General features: G+C 69.3%; 13 protein-coding genes. 4 read left to right on the top strand and 9 right to left on the bottom strand.

What is annotated here, in order from left to right:
* Positions 1 to 90 precede the first annotated feature (90 nt).
* Positions 91 to 2,202 (bottom strand): TPM domain-containing protein, encoded by a 2,112-nt coding sequence (locus MMF96_RS03245; protein WP_256882552.1) that lies wholly within the window; start codon positions 2,200 to 2,202, stop codon positions 91 to 93.
* Positions 2,203 to 2,517: 315 nt separating this feature from the next.
* Between MMF96_RS03245 and MMF96_RS03240 the strand changes: the two genes are divergently transcribed.
* The 3 genes from MMF96_RS03240 to MMF96_RS03230 all read left to right on the top strand — a co-directional run bounded on the left by MMF96_RS03240 (position 2,518) and on the right by MMF96_RS03230 (position 6,313).
* A complete protein-coding gene (locus tag MMF96_RS03240; protein ID WP_256882551.1) occupies positions 2,518 to 4,281 on the top strand; it encodes a S1C family serine protease in 1,764 nt (587 codons plus the stop codon).
* A 261-nt stretch (positions 4,282 to 4,542) separates the two neighbouring features.
* The gene (locus MMF96_RS03235) at positions 4,543 to 5,334 is read left to right on the top strand and encodes an electron transfer flavoprotein subunit beta/FixA family protein (protein WP_176615532.1); all 792 of its coding nucleotides are present in this window, start codon (positions 4,543 to 4,545) and stop codon (positions 5,332 to 5,334) included.
* Between the two features lie 10 nt (positions 5,335 to 5,344).
* Positions 5,345 to 6,313: an electron transfer flavoprotein subunit alpha/FixB family protein gene (locus MMF96_RS03230; RefSeq protein ID WP_256882550.1), complete on the top strand. Its 969-nt coding sequence runs from the start codon at positions 5,345 to 5,347 to the stop codon at positions 6,311 to 6,313.
* 62 nt (positions 6,314 to 6,375) lie between these two features.
* On the opposite strand, the gene MMF96_RS03225 is transcribed toward MMF96_RS03230, so the two are convergent.
* The 4 genes from MMF96_RS03225 to MMF96_RS03210 form a co-directional block, all read right to left on the bottom strand.
* Complete coding sequence (locus MMF96_RS03225; protein ID WP_256882549.1) at positions 6,376 to 7,572, bottom strand: hypothetical protein; 1,197 nt, start codon at positions 7,570 to 7,572, stop codon at positions 6,376 to 6,378.
* A gap of 160 nt (positions 7,573 to 7,732) precedes the next feature.
* Complete coding sequence (locus tag MMF96_RS03220) at positions 7,733 to 8,536, bottom strand: class I SAM-dependent methyltransferase (RefSeq protein ID WP_176615489.1); 804 nt, start codon at positions 8,534 to 8,536, stop codon at positions 7,733 to 7,735.
* A 52-nt stretch (positions 8,537 to 8,588) separates the two neighbouring features.
* Complete coding sequence (locus tag MMF96_RS03215; protein ID WP_176615488.1) at positions 8,589 to 9,056, bottom strand: tRNA (cytidine(34)-2'-O)-methyltransferase; 468 nt, start codon at positions 9,054 to 9,056, stop codon at positions 8,589 to 8,591.
* A 17-nt stretch (positions 9,057 to 9,073) separates the two neighbouring features.
* Complete coding sequence (locus MMF96_RS03210) at positions 9,074 to 10,078, bottom strand: J domain-containing protein (protein ID WP_176615487.1); 1,005 nt, start codon at positions 10,076 to 10,078, stop codon at positions 9,074 to 9,076.
* Positions 10,079 to 10,201: 123 nt separating this feature from the next.
* Here MMF96_RS03210 and MMF96_RS03205 point away from each other — a divergent pair, with 123 nt between their 5' ends.
* On the top strand, positions 10,202 to 10,924 hold the full coding sequence (locus MMF96_RS03205) for a hypothetical protein (RefSeq protein WP_176615486.1): 723 nt from the start codon (positions 10,202 to 10,204) through the stop codon (positions 10,922 to 10,924).
* Between the two features lie 83 nt (positions 10,925 to 11,007).
* Here the strand turns inward: MMF96_RS03205 and MMF96_RS03200 are convergent, their stop codons facing one another.
* From MMF96_RS03200 to folE, 4 genes are read right to left on the bottom strand one after another with little or no spacing between them, the layout of a single operon-like run.
* Positions 11,008 to 11,772: a pyrimidine reductase family protein gene (locus MMF96_RS03200; RefSeq protein WP_218062900.1), complete on the bottom strand. Its 765-nt coding sequence runs from the start codon at positions 11,770 to 11,772 to the stop codon at positions 11,008 to 11,010.
* Positions 11,765 to 12,754 (bottom strand): dihydropteroate synthase, encoded by a 990-nt coding sequence (gene folP / locus MMF96_RS03195; RefSeq protein WP_176615485.1) that lies wholly within the window; start codon positions 12,752 to 12,754, stop codon positions 11,765 to 11,767. Before folP ends, MMF96_RS03200 begins: the two co-directional genes overlap by 8 nt.
* Positions 12,755 to 12,762: 8 nt before the next feature.
* Positions 12,763 to 14,013 (bottom strand): NAD(P)/FAD-dependent oxidoreductase, encoded by a 1,251-nt coding sequence (locus MMF96_RS03190; RefSeq protein WP_256882548.1) that lies wholly within the window; start codon positions 14,011 to 14,013, stop codon positions 12,763 to 12,765.
* Between the two features lie 60 nt (positions 14,014 to 14,073).
* Complete coding sequence (gene folE, locus MMF96_RS03185; protein ID WP_256882547.1) at positions 14,074 to 14,694, bottom strand: GTP cyclohydrolase I; 621 nt, start codon at positions 14,692 to 14,694, stop codon at positions 14,074 to 14,076.
* Positions 14,695 to 14,703: the final 9 nt, after the last annotated feature.

Genomic DNA, 14,703 nt, shown 5'->3' with positions numbered 1-14,703 from the left:
CTTCCTGGTACCTCGTTTTGAGTCTAGGTGACCGTGGCGCGGCGCGCACGGCGTGGGGCGGGGAACTTGGCGGAGGGCAAAATCGGCGCCCTAGAAGTTGCCGCCGCTGCCGCCAAATCCGCCGCCGCCGCCCCCGCCAAATCCGCCGCCGCCGCCCCCGCCAAATCCGCCGCCGCCCCCGCCAAATCCGCCACCAAAGCCACCTCCGCCGAAGCCTCCTCCGAAGCCGCCGCCGCTGCCGAGCAGGCCGCCGATGATGCCGCCGAGGATGGCACCGCCCATGCCCGAGCCGCCGCGCCCTCCGTAGCCGCCGCCAAAGCCGCCGCCGCCAAACCTGTCCACGTCCTGCTGGGCGTACTGGATGGCCTGCTGGGCCAGGGATTGGGCCTGCTGGGCGTAGGTGAGCGCGTTGGCCGGGTCCTTGTCAGCAATCGCCATGGCGTACTCGAGGTTGCGTTGGGCCTCCGAGAGCCGGGTGCGCGCTTCCGTGCCCACGCCGCCGCGCCGGGCCGCAATGAAGTCCTGGGCCGCGGAGATGTGTGCCTGCGCCGCGGCAATGGTCTGCTGCAGGGATGCCTGCGCCCGCAGGGCCTGCTGCTGCTGGTCCCGGATGCCGGTGAGCAGTTCGTCCAGCTGGATGTGGGCGCCCTGCACGGCGCCCAGGAGTGCAACGGGATCGGTCCGCCCGGCCGCTCCCTGCGCCTTGGCATCCTGCAGGACCGACGCTGCCGCGGCCACGGTGGGCGCGAAGCGGGCAAATTCGGGGGAGTCGACCATGGACTTGGCCCGTTCCAGGTCGGTCAGCGCCTCCGGCAGTGCGGTGCCCAGCGTTGTGGCGGCGTCGTTGATGGCCTTCTCGGTCTTGCCGATGGCCGCCAGCAGGACGTTGCACTGCAGCAGCGCCTCCTCGGCGGCCTTGACGGACAGGGCGGCGTTCGCGGTGTCCGCGGCACCCAGCTTGGCGTCGGCGTCGTCCGCGGCCGTGTCCACGAAGGCCAGCCGCTCCCGCGCCTGCGCGACGTTGTCGCGCACCGTGGCAAGGGCTGAATCAGCGTATTTGCCGGCCAGCGCGGTGAGCGCCTGATCCGAGGAGGCCACGGCCGTGGCTGCCTGGGCCGCGTCGGCCTTGACCTTCGCCAGCACCTGCGGGGCCGTGCGTTCCAGCTCGCGCAGTTCGTCGAACGACGCCTTTTCCGCATCCAGCGCAGCATTTGCGTCTTCGCTGCGCTGGATGATCTCGCCCAGCCACCGGCGTTGTTCGTCAATCGTGTCCGGAATTTCGTCGTCGAGTTGCTGCTGCAGCTTGAAGGACTCGGTCAGGTGCTCCTTCGCCCGGGCCAGGGCGGCCTGGTAGGGCTTGACCGCCCCGTCCCCATACGACGCCTGGGCAAAGCCGATGTCGTGTTCGCTGTTCTTGATGGCGTCGTCCGCGGCAATCAACAGCGAACCGGCCTTGCTGCGCAGTTGCTCCACGGTCATCCCCGCGTTGGCGTCGAGGGGCTTGCCGTCGGGGCCGTAGCCCTGGGCGGTGGCGTCGGCGGCAGCCTTTTTGCGCCGGCTGCGGATGGCCAGCGCAGTTCCCGCACCGCCCAGTACGACGACGGCGCCCACGCCCAGCGCCACGTACCCGCCCGTGGGGTTGGGCACGTTGCCCGCGCCGCCGCCGGCGGCGTCGCCAAGGGCCGCGGCGGCGTCGATCGCGGCCTGTGCCCAGTTCCCGGCGGCCAGCTGGGGCTTGATGGCCTTGACCTGGATGTTCTGGTTCTTGGCGGCCGGAATCACGCCGGTGTCGGCCAGGAGTGCGTATTTCCTGTCCTTGACTGCGACGACCAGCAGGGCGTCGTTGGCGCCCAGCTGCTTGCTGTTTGCCACCTCGGTGCCCCAGGCATCGCCCGTCATGCCGTCGAATGAATTGACGTAGACCACAAAGAAGGTCAGGCCATGGTCCTTGGCCAGCTTGTCAATGGCGGAGCTGACGTCCGCCTTCCGGCCGCCCAGGACATGGGCGTCGTCCACAATGTAGCTGCCTGCCGGAATGGTCACGGGAGGCTCGGCCCTTAAGGTGCCGGCCTGCACGGCGCGGGCCGGCAGTCCATGGGACGGGGACGTGAGGGATGCCGCAGTGCCTGGCTGTAGCGCACCCTGGGTTCCGGCCTGGGCGATGGCTGCGGGGCACAGCATGAGGGCTGCGAATCCCAGCACCGCGAGGAGTCGGGAAAATGGCCTGGACCTTGAGAACATCGCTCACCTTCATGTGCGCTGGACGGGCAGGAGCATTGCTGGTGCTTCCTCAATGATTCTAGGCAGGAATTATCCACGGCGCCCGTGTCCGCACTGTGTGGACCCCGCGTCCAGGAGTCCCAACGGTGACCGGGCACGGACTCCACGACATAATGGAAGCTGGGAGCTCTTCACAGCTACCTTCCAGCGAACGTTCCCAAAGGCATCAGCCCTGCCGACCATGATGGATATCAATCAAGGGTTCATCACAAGATTTGTTGAATGAAGGGAAAGCTCATGAGCGAGAACATTGGCGGGGAAAGCAACCGAAACAGCGACGGCCCGGAGGCAGCCCGCCGGGAGCAGCCGGCCGTGGCGCCTTCGCTCGACACATCGGCACAGCAGGAACCGGCACAGCAGGAACCGGCACAGCAGGAACCGGCACAGCAGGAAAACAACAGCCCGACCGCGCCGATCCAGCGGCCCGTGCCGGAGACCACCCAACAGTGGCAGGCGCCCCAATCCGGCACGCCGCAGCAGCAGGAACCCCAGGCGGCCGCTGACGACGCCCGGCCGTACGGCGGGGCCGGCCACTCCTACCCGCAGCCCCCGGCGGCCGCGCCGTCGACGGGGCCCCAGTCCGGCCCCGACGTCCATGCCGCCCCCGCGTACGGCCGGCATGCCCCGCAGGATGCACAGCAGGGCCAACCGGCCTACGGACAGATGGCAGGCACCCCGGAACAACAGGCCGGTGCCGGCACGCACGCAGGTGCCGGATACCCGGCGTCGAACGCCTATCCGCACACGCTCGCCCCGGCGGTGAAGGCGCCCTCCAAGCAGCGCCGGAAGGTGGGCATGGGGCTGTTCGCGGCGAGCGTGGTGGCCGCGGCACTCATTGGCGGCGGCGTGGCGGCCGGGACGTCGTTCCTGGTGGCGGGCCAGAACTCGGGCGTCGTGGCGGCGTCCAACCAGCCGGCCGCGCCCCTGGTGGTCAACAACCCCACTTCGGTCAACGCCGTGTCGGCGGCCGCAGCCAAGGCCATGCCGTCCGTGGTGACCATTTCCGCCACCAGCGGCAACTCCGGCGGCACGGGATCCGGGATCGTCCTGGACACGGCGGGGCACATCCTGACCAACACCCACGTCGTGACGCTGGACGGCCAGGCGGCCCACGCCACGATCCAGGTGCAGACCAGCGACGGCAAGGTGTACGCGGCCAAGGTGGTCGGCACCGACCCGCTCTCCGACCTCGCCGTCGTGAAGATTGATGCCCCGAACCTGGTGCCGGCCACGCTGGGGGATTCAAACAAGATCAATGTCGGCGACACGGTCATCGCGATCGGTTCGCCGCTGGGCCTGGACGGCACAGTCACCGACGGCATCGTCTCGACGCTGAACCGGACCATCCAGGTGGCCTCCTCGGCCGTTCCGTCCACGCCCGGCGACGGATCCCCGCAGGGCCAGGACGGCGGGGGCAACGGCGGCTTCCAGTTCTCCCCTCCCGGGGGCGGGCAGAACAATGCGGCGGCCACCGGCTCCGTGAACCTGAATGTGATCCAGACCGACGCCGCCATCAACCCCGGCAACTCCGGTGGCGCGCTGGTCAACACCAACGGCCAGATCATTGGCGTCAATGTCGCCATTGCCTCCACCGGCAGTTCCTCGAGTTCCACCAGCCAGAGCGGGAACATCGGCGTGGGCTTCTCCATCCCGATCGACCACGCCAAGCGCGTCGCGCAGGAGATCATCGCGACGGGCAAGGCCACACACGGCCAGCTGGGCGTCGAAGTCAGCGGCACTTCCGCCCTCGGACAGAACAGCCAGTTCTCCTCCGGGGCCACGGTGGCCCGGGTGTCCTCCGGCAGCGCGGCGGCGAAGGCGGGCCTGCAAAAGGGCGATGTGATCACCCAGTTCGGCAACCGCACCATCTCCGACGCGTCGGGCCTGACGGCCGCGGTCCGTGAGCAGGCCGGAGGGGCCACCGTCAAGGTCACCTTCATCCGCAACGGCAAGACCATGCAGGCCGATGTCACCCTGGACACGCTGCAGGCCAGCAGCTGACCGGATCCGGGACCGCACACGCGGAAGGCGCCGGGACGCAATGTCCCGGCGCCTTCCGCGTGTGCGGGGCGCGGCAGCCGCGGCCGACGGACAATTTCGCCGTAGGTAAAGAAGCGACCCGGGAAATTCCGGCTCCGGACCGGTACGAACTAAGCTGTTGGGGACAGGCTTCAGGACAATCCGCCGCTTCCGGCCCAGCACTGGGAACGGGGCGGGAACGATGCGTCCCTGACACAAAGGACAGTAGTGGAAAACTCAGCACTGAACATTGTGGTACTGGTCAAATACGTGCCAGACACGCAATTTGACCGGCACCTCACAGGCGATGGCCACCGCATGGACCGCAACGAAAGCATCCTGAGCGAACTGGATGAATACGCGCTGGAGGCCGCCCTGGCGCTCACCGACGCCCGCGGCGGCGCGAAGGCAGGCAACAGGGTCACAGCCCTGACATTGGGCCCGGCCGCCGCAGCGGCAGCGGTCAAGAAATCCCTGCAGATCGGTGCCACCGAGGGCCTTCACGTCAGCGATGACGCCCTGGCCGGCTCCGACGCCTCCGCCACCTCGCTGGCGCTGGCCGCCGCCATCAAGTCCCTGGGCGCCGTGGACCTGGTCATCACCGGCATGGCCTCCACCGACGGCGAAACCTCGCTCGTCCCCGCGCAGCTGTCCGCCCGGCTGGGCCTGCCGCAGCTGACCTTCGCCTCATCGCTTCAGGTGGAGGGCAGCACCGTGACGGCCCGGCGGGACAGCGACGACTTCAGCGAGGAAATCCAGGCCGCCCTGCCCGTGCTGGTGTCCGTCACGGACCAGGCCAACGAGCCCCGCTACCCGAACTTCAAGGGCATCCTCGCGGCCAAGAAAAAGAAGGTCACCACCGTCACCCTCGCCGAGCTGGGGCTGGCCGCGGACGCCGTCGGGCCCGCAGGGTCGCTGACCCGCGTGGATGCCGCCGCCGAACGCCCGGCCCGCACGGCCGGCACCATCATCACCGACTCGGGCGAGGCAGGCATTGCCCTGGCCGACTTCCTGGCCGCGCAGAAACTCATCTAAGGATTCGCACATGGGAACCATTGTTGTTTTTATCGACCAGGTCGACACTCCCGGCCGGCTGCACCCCACCGCCCTCCAGCTGCTGACGCTGGCCCGTGCCGCGGGCGAGCCCGTAGCCGTGGTGGCCGGGCCCGTCGGCGCCGAACTGGCCGCGGAGCTCGGTGCCTACGGTGTTGCCCGCATCCTCCACTCCACGCAGGCCGAGCTCGCCGACTACCTTGTGGCGCCCAAGGCGGACCTGGTGGCGCAGGCCGCTGCCTCGGTGTCCGCCACGGCGGTGCTGCTGGACAACGGTCCCCAGGGCAAGGAAATCGCCGCGCGTGTGGGTGTGGCCCTCAACGCCGGCGTCGTCACCGACGCCGTGGCCGTCGAGGCAGTTGACGGCGCGCTCGTGGCGCAAAAGTCCGTCCTGGCGGGGTCCTACACCGTGGCGGCGCGGGCCACCTCCGCCGTTGCCGTCATCACGGTCAAGTCCCACAGCGTGGAGGCCGCCCCGGCTGCGGCAGCCGCTGCGCCCGCCGTCGAGAGCGTTGAGGTGGCCTTCGCCCCGGCCAGCCTGGGTGCCAGGGTTGTCCAGCGCACCCCCCGGGCCGCTTCGGGCCGGCCGGAGCTGGAGGACGCGCGGATCGTGGTGGCGGGCGGTCGCGGCGTGGACGGCGATTTTGGCCCGGTGGAGGAACTGGCCGACGTGCTCGGTGCGGCCGTGGGCGCGTCCCGCGCTGCAACGGACGCCGGCTGGATTGCGCACACCGCGCAGGTGGGCCAGACCGGCAAGAAGGTCTCCCCGCAGCTGTATGTTTCCGTGGGCATCTCCGGCGCCATCCAGCAAAAGGCCGGCATGCAGACGTCCAAGGTCATCGTGGCCGTGAACAAGGACCCGGAATCGCCGATCTTTGAAATCGCCGACTTTGGCATTGTGGGCGACTTGTTCAAGGTGCTGCCGCAGGCGGTGGAGGAGATCAAGCGCCGCCGGGCGTAGCCAGAGAGGTCCCGGCAGGCCCGAACAGCGGGCCTGCCGGGAGCTTTCGCCGGCCGCTTCCGCTAGAAGCCGGCCACACCGTTCGGGGTGCCCAGACCGGTGGGACCGTCCCAGGCCGTCCCCGCGGTGCACCACTGCGCCGTCGGGCACGGGCCGTTTGAGCCGGACGTGACGTCGAACAGGCTGCCGGCGTGGCCATACGGGATGGCGTTGGCGTAGCTGCCGGTCGCGGCGGAGCCGGTGTTGCCGCTCAGGGCGTACACCGAGGCGATAATCGGCGAGGCCTCGCTGGTCCCGCCGAACTGGCCCCAGGTCGAGGACGAGCTTGAGGTCGGGTAGTAGACGGCGAGCCCGCCGACGTTGGGGTCGGAGGCGGCGGAGACGTCGTTCATGGCCCGTCCTGCGCAGCCCGTGTTCGACGACGATGCCGCGGGCAGGGCCGCGTTGAGGCCGGAACAGCCCGAGCCGGTCCCGCTCCACACCGACTCGCTCCAGCCGCGCGTGTTGGACGCGGGCGCGAGGGACGTGCCGCCCACGGCGACCACGTAGCGTGAGGACGCCGGATAGGACGCGCCCTGGTAGCCGTTGTCGCCGGCACTGGCCGTGACCGCGATGCCCGGGAAGTTGTAGTACTGCCCGTAGCTTGAGTCGGACGCGTCGGAGCCGCCGTAACTGTTGGAGATGGCGACGACGCCGGGCATCTTCGCCGCCGTCTGGACGGCCGTGCCGAGGTTGGCAAAGGAGGCGGTGCTGGCCTGCAGGACCGTGATCCTGCAGTCGGGGCAGGCGGCCGAGACGGCGTCGACGTCGAGCGCCTGTTCCTGCGCCCAGCCGGTGTTCATGCGCGGCAGTTTGCTCCCGCCCGTCTGGTTGACGATGCGCAGGCACCCATTGGCCGTGGTGCACGGGGGCAGGCCGAACTGTGAGCGGTAGACGCCAAGGTCACGCTCAAGGTTCGGGTAGCCGTAGGCGTCCACAATGGCCACGGTGCGCCCGCCGGAAGCGAGGCCCGTGAGGTTGTACGCGCTCTTGAGCTGGGTCGGGGTGAGGGCCGTGGACGGCGGGGCGCCGGCGTTGGTGACGGGCCGGCCGGCGGGATCTGCCGCCTGGCGGGCGGTGCACGCGGCGTCGCCATGCCGGGGCGTCGCGCAAACCTGGATGGAGCGGTGCGACGGCGCGGCCTGTGCCGGCGCGGACCCTGCAACGAGGGCTGCCAGCACGAGCAGGCCGGAGCCTGCCAGGGCGAGGATTCTTTTCATCGATGAAAACTCCTTCGGGAACGATCGCCGCCCGCTTGACAGGTCTTGTCAAGCAGACCGTCATTTACGGTCAATGCGATCTCGTCGGAGACTTTCAGAATGGCGCCGCCCCGGCAAGGGGCAGTGGGAAATTGCCAGGATATTCCCAGCTTCCAGCTGGCTACGCCGGGACCGAGCCGATTCCGATCAGCGCGTCGGAATTCATCTCAACCCGCGGACCCACGGACTGGATGAAGTCCTTGCGCACGCGTGCGATGGCCTCGGGGTCGCGGGGGAGCAGGGTGCGCCAGCCGCTGCCCATGACCAGGTTCCACGCCATGTCGTCGTCCACGGACAGGGTGAGCGGGTGGGTGGACACGGCAACGTCCTGGAGTCCGCGGGCCGTGAGCCAGTCGGCCAGCGACCGGGCCGAAGCGATCTTCGCCATGTTCTGGTTCGCCACCGGCACCACCCCGGCCAGCCGGGGGCGTTCCTTGATGGCAGCGTCCAGGATGCGGCCGGCGAAGGGTTCCAGTGCCCCCTCCACCCAGGTGCTGGTGACGAAACGTCCGCCCGGGCGCAGCATGGAGGCGAGGTGTTCCACGCCGGCTTCCATGTCGGCGAAGAAAAACATGCTGTAGGAGCACAGCACGGCGTCAAAGGTGCGGTGGCCGCGCCATTGGGTGACATCGGCCTCGGTCAGCGTCGTGTTCAGGATGCCCCGCTCGGCGAGGTTGGCCGCGGCGATCCGCAACAGCCCGGTGGAGAGGTCGACGCCGTCGACCGTCCCCTGGGGGCCCACGGCCAGGGCGGCCGGCAGCGTGGCGGCACCGGTGCCGCAGCAGGCGTCGAGCACCTTTTCGCCGGGCTGGAGCACGGCGGCCGCGGCCACGTCGCGGCCCATGGGATCCCAGAGCTTGTCCGCCCACAGTTCAAATTGCAGGGCGCCGTCGGTGAAAGCCAGGCCGGGATCGCGAGCGGACATGCATGCCTCCAGTGGGGGTGGTGGGTTGTAAACGGTGGCCGGGCGGTGGCGGTTAGAGCCGGGCCCCGGAAAAGCCGTTTTGGCGCCAGGCCTCGTAGACGGCGATTGAGGCCGAGTTGGCCAGGTTGAGCGACCTCAGGGACGGGAGCATGGGCAGCCGGACACGGCTGGTCACGTGGGCATCATGCTTGACGTCCTCCGGCAGGCCCACGGATTCGCGGCCGAACATGAGCACGTCCCCGGGCCGGTAGGCAATGTCCGTGTAGCTGGTCTCCCCGTCCGAGGTGAAGGCAAAGACGCGTTCCGGTGCGAGGGCCTCCCATGCCGCCTCGAGCGTGGCGTGGACGGTGACCACGGCAAGGTCGTGGTAGTCCAGCCCGGCACGGCGCAGCTTTGCGTCCCCGAAGTCAAAGCCGAGCGGCTCCACGAGGTGCAGTTCGGCCCCGGTGATGGCGGCCAGGCGGATGGCGTTGCCGGTGTTGCCGGGGATTTCGGGGGTGACAAAGAGGATTCGAAACACCGTTTCAGCTTACCGTGTCAATACATGCCGCCCAGCAGGCGCCCCAGCACCTGCAGGTCCACCACGTTGGGCAGGGGGCCCGAGGCCAGGAAGTGCTTGACTTCCCGGACAAAGCGGGCGGCGTTGGCCACGTTGAGCGTGCTGGAGCCGTCCGGTTCGGTGCCGCGGGCGTAGTCGATGACCGGCTCGAAGAGGTTGCCGGTGCTGCTGTGGACGCAGACCCATGCCGTCACGTTGCATTCGGGAAAGAGCTCCTGCAGCCGGCGGGAGGCCGGCACCAGCAGCGGCGGGGCGGCCGCCTTGCTGCCGTGCACCAGCATGCTGCCGTCCCAGCGGAACGCGCCGTTGGGCACCAGCATGGAACCGATCACGGCGATCCGGTAGCCGGAGACCAGGATGTGGTCGATGTAGCCGCTGTTGGCGGGGGCTGCCAGGCCGTTGATGAGGCGGGCTGCGGGAATGCCCGGCAGTACCTGCTGCATGATGAGCTGGGCGGTGCGGGCCTCGCGCGCCAGGCGCGAGGCAGCACCGAAAACGCCACGCTTCCGGGGCGCGCCATGGACGGGCTGGGCGGCCGTGGCCCGCGGCAGGATGGGCACTTCCCCGGCGTCGGGCGATTCATAGGCGGGTACATAGGCGGCCGGATCGCCGGCGGTGTTCCGGGCGGGCTGCGGCCGCCGGGTGGAAAACGTGCCGTTGAAGCCTGTGCCAGGGAAGCCGCCGGGCCGCCCCGTACCGGAGGCCTGCCCGGCCGCGCGCCCTGCCGTGCCGTAGCCCGTGCCGTATCCGGGAGCGGAGCCGTTGCGGGCCGTTGGCGCGTAGGACCTGTCGTAACGCAACCGCTGCTCCGGGTTGCCAAGCACCTCGTACGCGGCCGTGACCTTACGGAACAGGGCCGGATCGCCGCCGTGGTCGGGGTGTGAAAGCCGCGCCGCCTTGCGGTAGGCGATCTTGATTTCCCGATCCGTCGCGGTGCTGGGCACACCAAGGACTTGGTAGTGCGTGAGGAACTTTTCGCTCACTGGGGGCCTTTCGCCTGCAGGGTCGAATCAGCTCCCAGTCTAGTGGGGCACCCTGACAGCAAGCCCGGTGCCCGGGCAGGGTGCCGCAGCCGGAACCGTCGGCGGGTCGGTAAGGTGGTGTCCGTGAAAATTGTGGGGGTGGCCGCTCCGGCCCGGGTCCGGTTCCTGGCTGCCGTGGCGTCCGCAGCAGGGGCCCTGGCGCTGGGCGGGTGCACCATTGCGGTTCCGGTCCCGGGGCCCACAGCCACCGTGGCGCCGCCGTCGACCTTTGCCGCGCCCACCATCCAGGCCGGCCACGATGCCGCGGCCGTGGCGGCCAAAAACATGACCTTCCCGGCCGGCACCACGCTCTCGCGCAACGTCCCCGTCGGCTACAACGACATCCTGGGCCAGGGCGGCTACTCCGGATCCGGCGCCCCGGCGCCGCCGGAATGGAAGCTGCTGAAGAACAATGTGGCCGGGCAGACGCTGTACTCCAACACGGCAGGGTGCCAGCTGGCGTACTGGGCCACGTCGAACCAGGGGCCCCTCATCACCCCGGGCGACGATCTTGCCTCCACCCGGAAATTGATGGCGTACCTGATCCCGTCCGTCGTGCCCGAATCCCTCAAACCGGCCGAGCTGCCGTGGTCCGCGGAGGCCGGAAAGGGAAATCGGACCATTTCCTTCCTGTCGTACGGCACGAAGGCGTCCAAGGGTGTGCCCGCCAGCACCGTCTGGGGGCGCCTGCTGGGTACGGCCGGCACGGGCCTGGTGGTCTCGCTGGCCTGCCCCACCGATGCGCTGCTGGCCTCGACCACGCCGCGGGTCATGGACAAGCTCTCAGTGGCCCCGCCCGCCAACTGACCCCACCCGCAACTGTCCAACTGGGTCGCAGTTGTTGCGATGGCAACCGGTTGTTTCGGGCCGGAAGCTGCAACAACTGCGACCTAGTTGAGGGGGCGGAGGTAGCGCAGGAACAGCATGGAGCCGGACTTGAGGATGTGTGCCAGCTCCAGCCCCTGCGGCGACACGGCCGGGGTGCCTGGCAGCACGTCCGCGATGCGCTTGGCCAGGCCGCCCACCAGCAGCGGCGACACCGTGACGGAGAGTTCGTCCACCTGCCCTGCAGCGTGGAACGTGCCCAGCAGGGTCGGTCCGCCCTCGGAATGAATGCGGTGCAGCCCCCTGCGGCCCAGCTCCGCAACCAGGGTGCCAACGTCCAGCGTCCGCTCGCCGGCCAGCACGACGTCGGCCATCCGGCCAAGTGCCTCCCTGCGGTCCGCGGGGGCCGAGGCCAGGGTGACCACCAACGGACGGACGGGCGCGTTGGTGAACACCTCCAGGGCGGGGTCCAGGTTCAGGCTGCCGGAGACGACCGCCAGCGGCGGGCGTTCGGGCAGGCCGTGGCCCAGGCGCCACTGCCGGGCCTCCGCGCTGAGCAGTTCACCGCCGTAGCCTTCGGTCCGGACGGTCTGGGCGCCCACCAGGATCACGTCCGCCGTGCGGCGCATCAACTGGAACAAGTGCTGGTCGTCGGGATTGCCGAGCTTGCCGGAGCGGCCCTCCACCGTGGCTGCGCCGTCAACGCTGGCCACGAAGTTGAAGCTGACCCGGCTGCGCCCGGATGGAACGGCGGACGCCTCCCGCAGCAGTTCCGCATCGAGTGCCCCGCCGGAAAGGGCGGGCGAGGCAGGGAAGATCCGCTCAATCATGGGGATCCTTCGGGTGGGCGGGCCGGTTGACGTCGCCCATGTTGTGCAACAGGTAGGCGGGCTGTCGCCAGCCAAGCACGGCCTCGGCCATGCGGATGGCGGAGGCCGCCGATCCGACATTGTGCATGCGCAGGATGCGGGCGCCGCCCAGGATGGCGATGACGCCCGAGGCCAGCGAGCCTTCCAGCCGGTCGGCCTTGTCCTGGTTGAGGGTCTCGCCGATGAAGTCCTTGTTGGAGACGGCCGCAAGTGCCGGGAACCCCAGCTCCGCGATCTCGTTGAAGCGGCGCGTGAGCTCCAAGGTGTGGAGCGTGTTCTTGTTGAGGTCGTGCCCGGGGTCGATGATGATCTTCTCGGCCGGGACGCCGAGGGAGAGTGCCAGCTCCACCTTTGAGCGCAGGAATGCCGCCACCTCGGTGACCACGTCATCATAGCTGGGGCGGGGGTGAACCGTGCGCGGCCGGGCCAGTGAATGCGTGATGACCAGGTGGGCGCCCGCCTCCGCAACCACGGAGGCCAGCTCCGGATTGGCCAGGCCGGTGGTGTCGTTGATGACGTGGGCCCCGGCGGCAATGCTGCGGGCGGCCACCTCCGGCAGGAAGGTGTCCACGGAGATGATCACGTCGCTGGCCGCGGAGACGGCCTCCACCACCGGAACCACCCGGTCGCCCTCTTCCCGGGCGCCCAGCGCCGGCCCCGGCGCAAAGGGGACACCGCCGATGTCAACCCAGTCGGCGCCGTCGTCCACGGCCTTCAGGGATGCCGCCACGGCCGCATCCAGGGCGAAGGTGGCCCCGCCGTCGTAAAAGGAATCCGGGGTCCGGTTCACGATGGCCATGAGGGCCACGTGCCGGCTGAAGTCCAGGGTGCGGGAGCCGAAGCGGCGCACGGGGTGGCGCAGCGGCGGGGTGTAAAACGGCGCCGCCGTCCCGGAGCCCGGGGCGGTGGCGGTGGTTTCGGCAGGCGGCCTGAGAGTTGTCATCCCCTCCATCAAATATCCCCCAGCGGCGTTTGCGGGTCAGCCAGCTTCGCCGTGTCGACCGTGCGCTGCGAGCTGATGAGGTCCTTGATGGCGTCCTGGACGTCCCAGATGTTCACGTTCATGCCCGCCACGACGCGGCCCTCCAGCACCCAGAAGGCGATGAATTCACGCTTTTCCAGGCTGCCGCGGACCACCAGTTCGGCGTCCTTGGTGAGCGCGCCGAAGCCGGAGTACTCCATGCCGAGGTCGAACTGGTCGGTGTAGAAGTAGGGGATGTCATCGAGCACGTCGTCCTTGCCCAGCATGGTCCTGGCGGCCACCTTGCCGCTGGCAATGGCGTTGGCCCAGTGTTCGGAGCGGGCGTAGGCTCCGGTCACGGGGTGCAGGGCGTTGGCGACGTCCCCGGCGGCAAGGATGTCCGGGTCGGAGGTCTGCAGGCTGGCCGAGACCTGGATGCCGTTGCTGATGGTGAGCCCGGCATCCTTGGCCAGGCCGGTGTTGGGAACCACGCCGACGGCGACAATGACCAGGTCGGCCGGCAGCACCTCCCCGGTGGTGGTCAGCACGGAGGTGACCTTCCCGCCGGTGCCCTGGATTTCCTTGGCACTGGAGGGCAGCACAAACTTCACTCCCGCCTCCTCATGCCGGGAGGCGAACACCCGACCCAGTTCGTTGCCGATGGCCACGGACAGCGGTACGTCCTCCAGGCCCAGCAGGGTCACCTTGTTGCCCAGTTCCGTGGCGGTGGCGGCGATTTCCATGCCGATCCAGCCGGAACCAATCATGACCAGGTTGTGCCCGCCGGCGGAGAGCAGTGCCTTCATGGCCACGCTGTCGGCCTTGGTGCGGAAGTAGTGCACGCCGTCGAGGTCGACGCCGGGGAAGGGGATGACGCGCGGCGTGGCGCCGGTGGCGAGCAGGAGCTTGACGTAGGGCAGCACGGTGCCGTCGGCCAGGGTGGCGGTGTGTCCGGCGGGGTCGACGGCGGTGGCTGCGGTCCCTTCCAGGACCGTCACGTTGTTTTCGGGGTACCAGTTGGCGGGGTAGGGCAGGAGGGCGTCCTCACCTTCCTTGCCGGCCAAAAATCCTTTTGACAGCGGCGGGCGCTGGTACGGGGTTTCCTGCTCGTCGGCCACAATGGTGACCGGTCCCGTCCAGCCTTCCTCACGCAGGGTGTGGGCGGCGGTGGCGCCGGTGAGGCCGCCGCCGATGATGACCATGCCGGCGTCCTGGGCTGCGGGACTGCTTGATTCACTCATGGGACAAAACTCTTTTCCGTGGAAGTGGATTTGTGTGAAGCAAAAAGGTGCGGGGCCGCCCTACTGGGGGAACTGGCTGCGCAGGGGACCGGCGTCGGCCAGCCCGCCCGTAAAGACGGAGGTGCGGGTCAGGGTGCCGGCCGTATGGACGCCGCGCAGGGACATGCACATGTGCTCGGCCTCCAAAACGACTCCGACGCCCCGCGGGGACAGCGTCTCTTCCAACCAGTCTGCCACTTGTTGGGTCAGGCGTTCCTGGACCTGGAGGTCCCGGGCAAACAATTCCACGCCGCGGGCCAGCTTGGAGAGGCCAAACAGGCGCTCGCCGGGCAGATAGCCCACGTGGGCCACGCCGCGGAAGGGCAGCAGGTGGTGCTGGCACAGCGAATGGAACGGAATGTCCTTCACGATCACCAGGCCCGCATAGCCCTCGTCGTTGGGGAAGGTGGTCCAGTTCGTTTCGCGCGGCGTGAGCATTTCCGCATAGGCGGCCGCCACCCGGCGCGGGGTGTCCAGCAGGTGGGGGTCGCTGGCGTCCCGGCCCAGCGCGCGCAGGAAGTCGGCAATGGCCGCCTGCGCCGCCGGCAGGTCCACCGGTGCCGGGCGGCCCAGCGCGGCATCGTCCAGCGCCGGGTCATCGAAGGCGAGGAGGTCCGGGAGGGCGGCACTTGAGATCGACATGTGCTCTTC

The sequence above is a fragment of the Arthrobacter sp. STN4 genome, from assembly GCF_024539665.1.
Lineage (GTDB): Bacteria > Actinomycetota > Actinomycetes > Actinomycetales > Micrococcaceae > Specibacter.
This window is presented reverse-complemented; position numbering and strand designations above follow the sequence as displayed.

What these genes read in the sequence shown, in the direction of transcription:
- MMF96_RS03220 (WP_176615489.1), bottom strand. Translation starts at nt 8,536, where the DNA reads ATGTCCGCTCGCGATCCCGGCCTGGCTTTCACCGACGGCGCCCTGCAA.
- MMF96_RS03225 (WP_256882549.1), bottom strand. Translation starts at nt 7,572, where the DNA reads ATGAAAAGAATCCTCGCCCTGGCAGGCTCCGGCCTGCTCGTGCTGGCA.
- MMF96_RS03190 (WP_256882548.1), bottom strand. Translation starts at nt 14,013, where the DNA reads ATGAGTGAATCAAGCAGTCCCGCAGCCCAGGACGCCGGCATGGTCATC.
- MMF96_RS03230 (WP_256882550.1), top strand. Translation starts at nt 5,345, where the DNA reads ATGGGAACCATTGTTGTTTTTATCGACCAGGTCGACACTCCCGGCCGG.
- MMF96_RS03240 (WP_256882551.1), top strand. Translation starts at nt 2,518, where the DNA reads ATGAGCGAGAACATTGGCGGGGAAAGCAACCGAAACAGCGACGGCCCG.
- folP (WP_176615485.1), bottom strand. Translation starts at nt 12,754, where the DNA reads ATGACAACTCTCAGGCCGCCTGCCGAAACCACCGCCACCGCCCCGGGC.
- folE (WP_256882547.1), bottom strand. Translation starts at nt 14,694, where the DNA reads ATGTCGATCTCAAGTGCCGCCCTCCCGGACCTCCTCGCCTTCGATGAC.
- MMF96_RS03200 (WP_218062900.1), bottom strand. Translation starts at nt 11,772, where the DNA reads ATGATTGAGCGGATCTTCCCTGCCTCGCCCGCCCTTTCCGGCGGGGCA.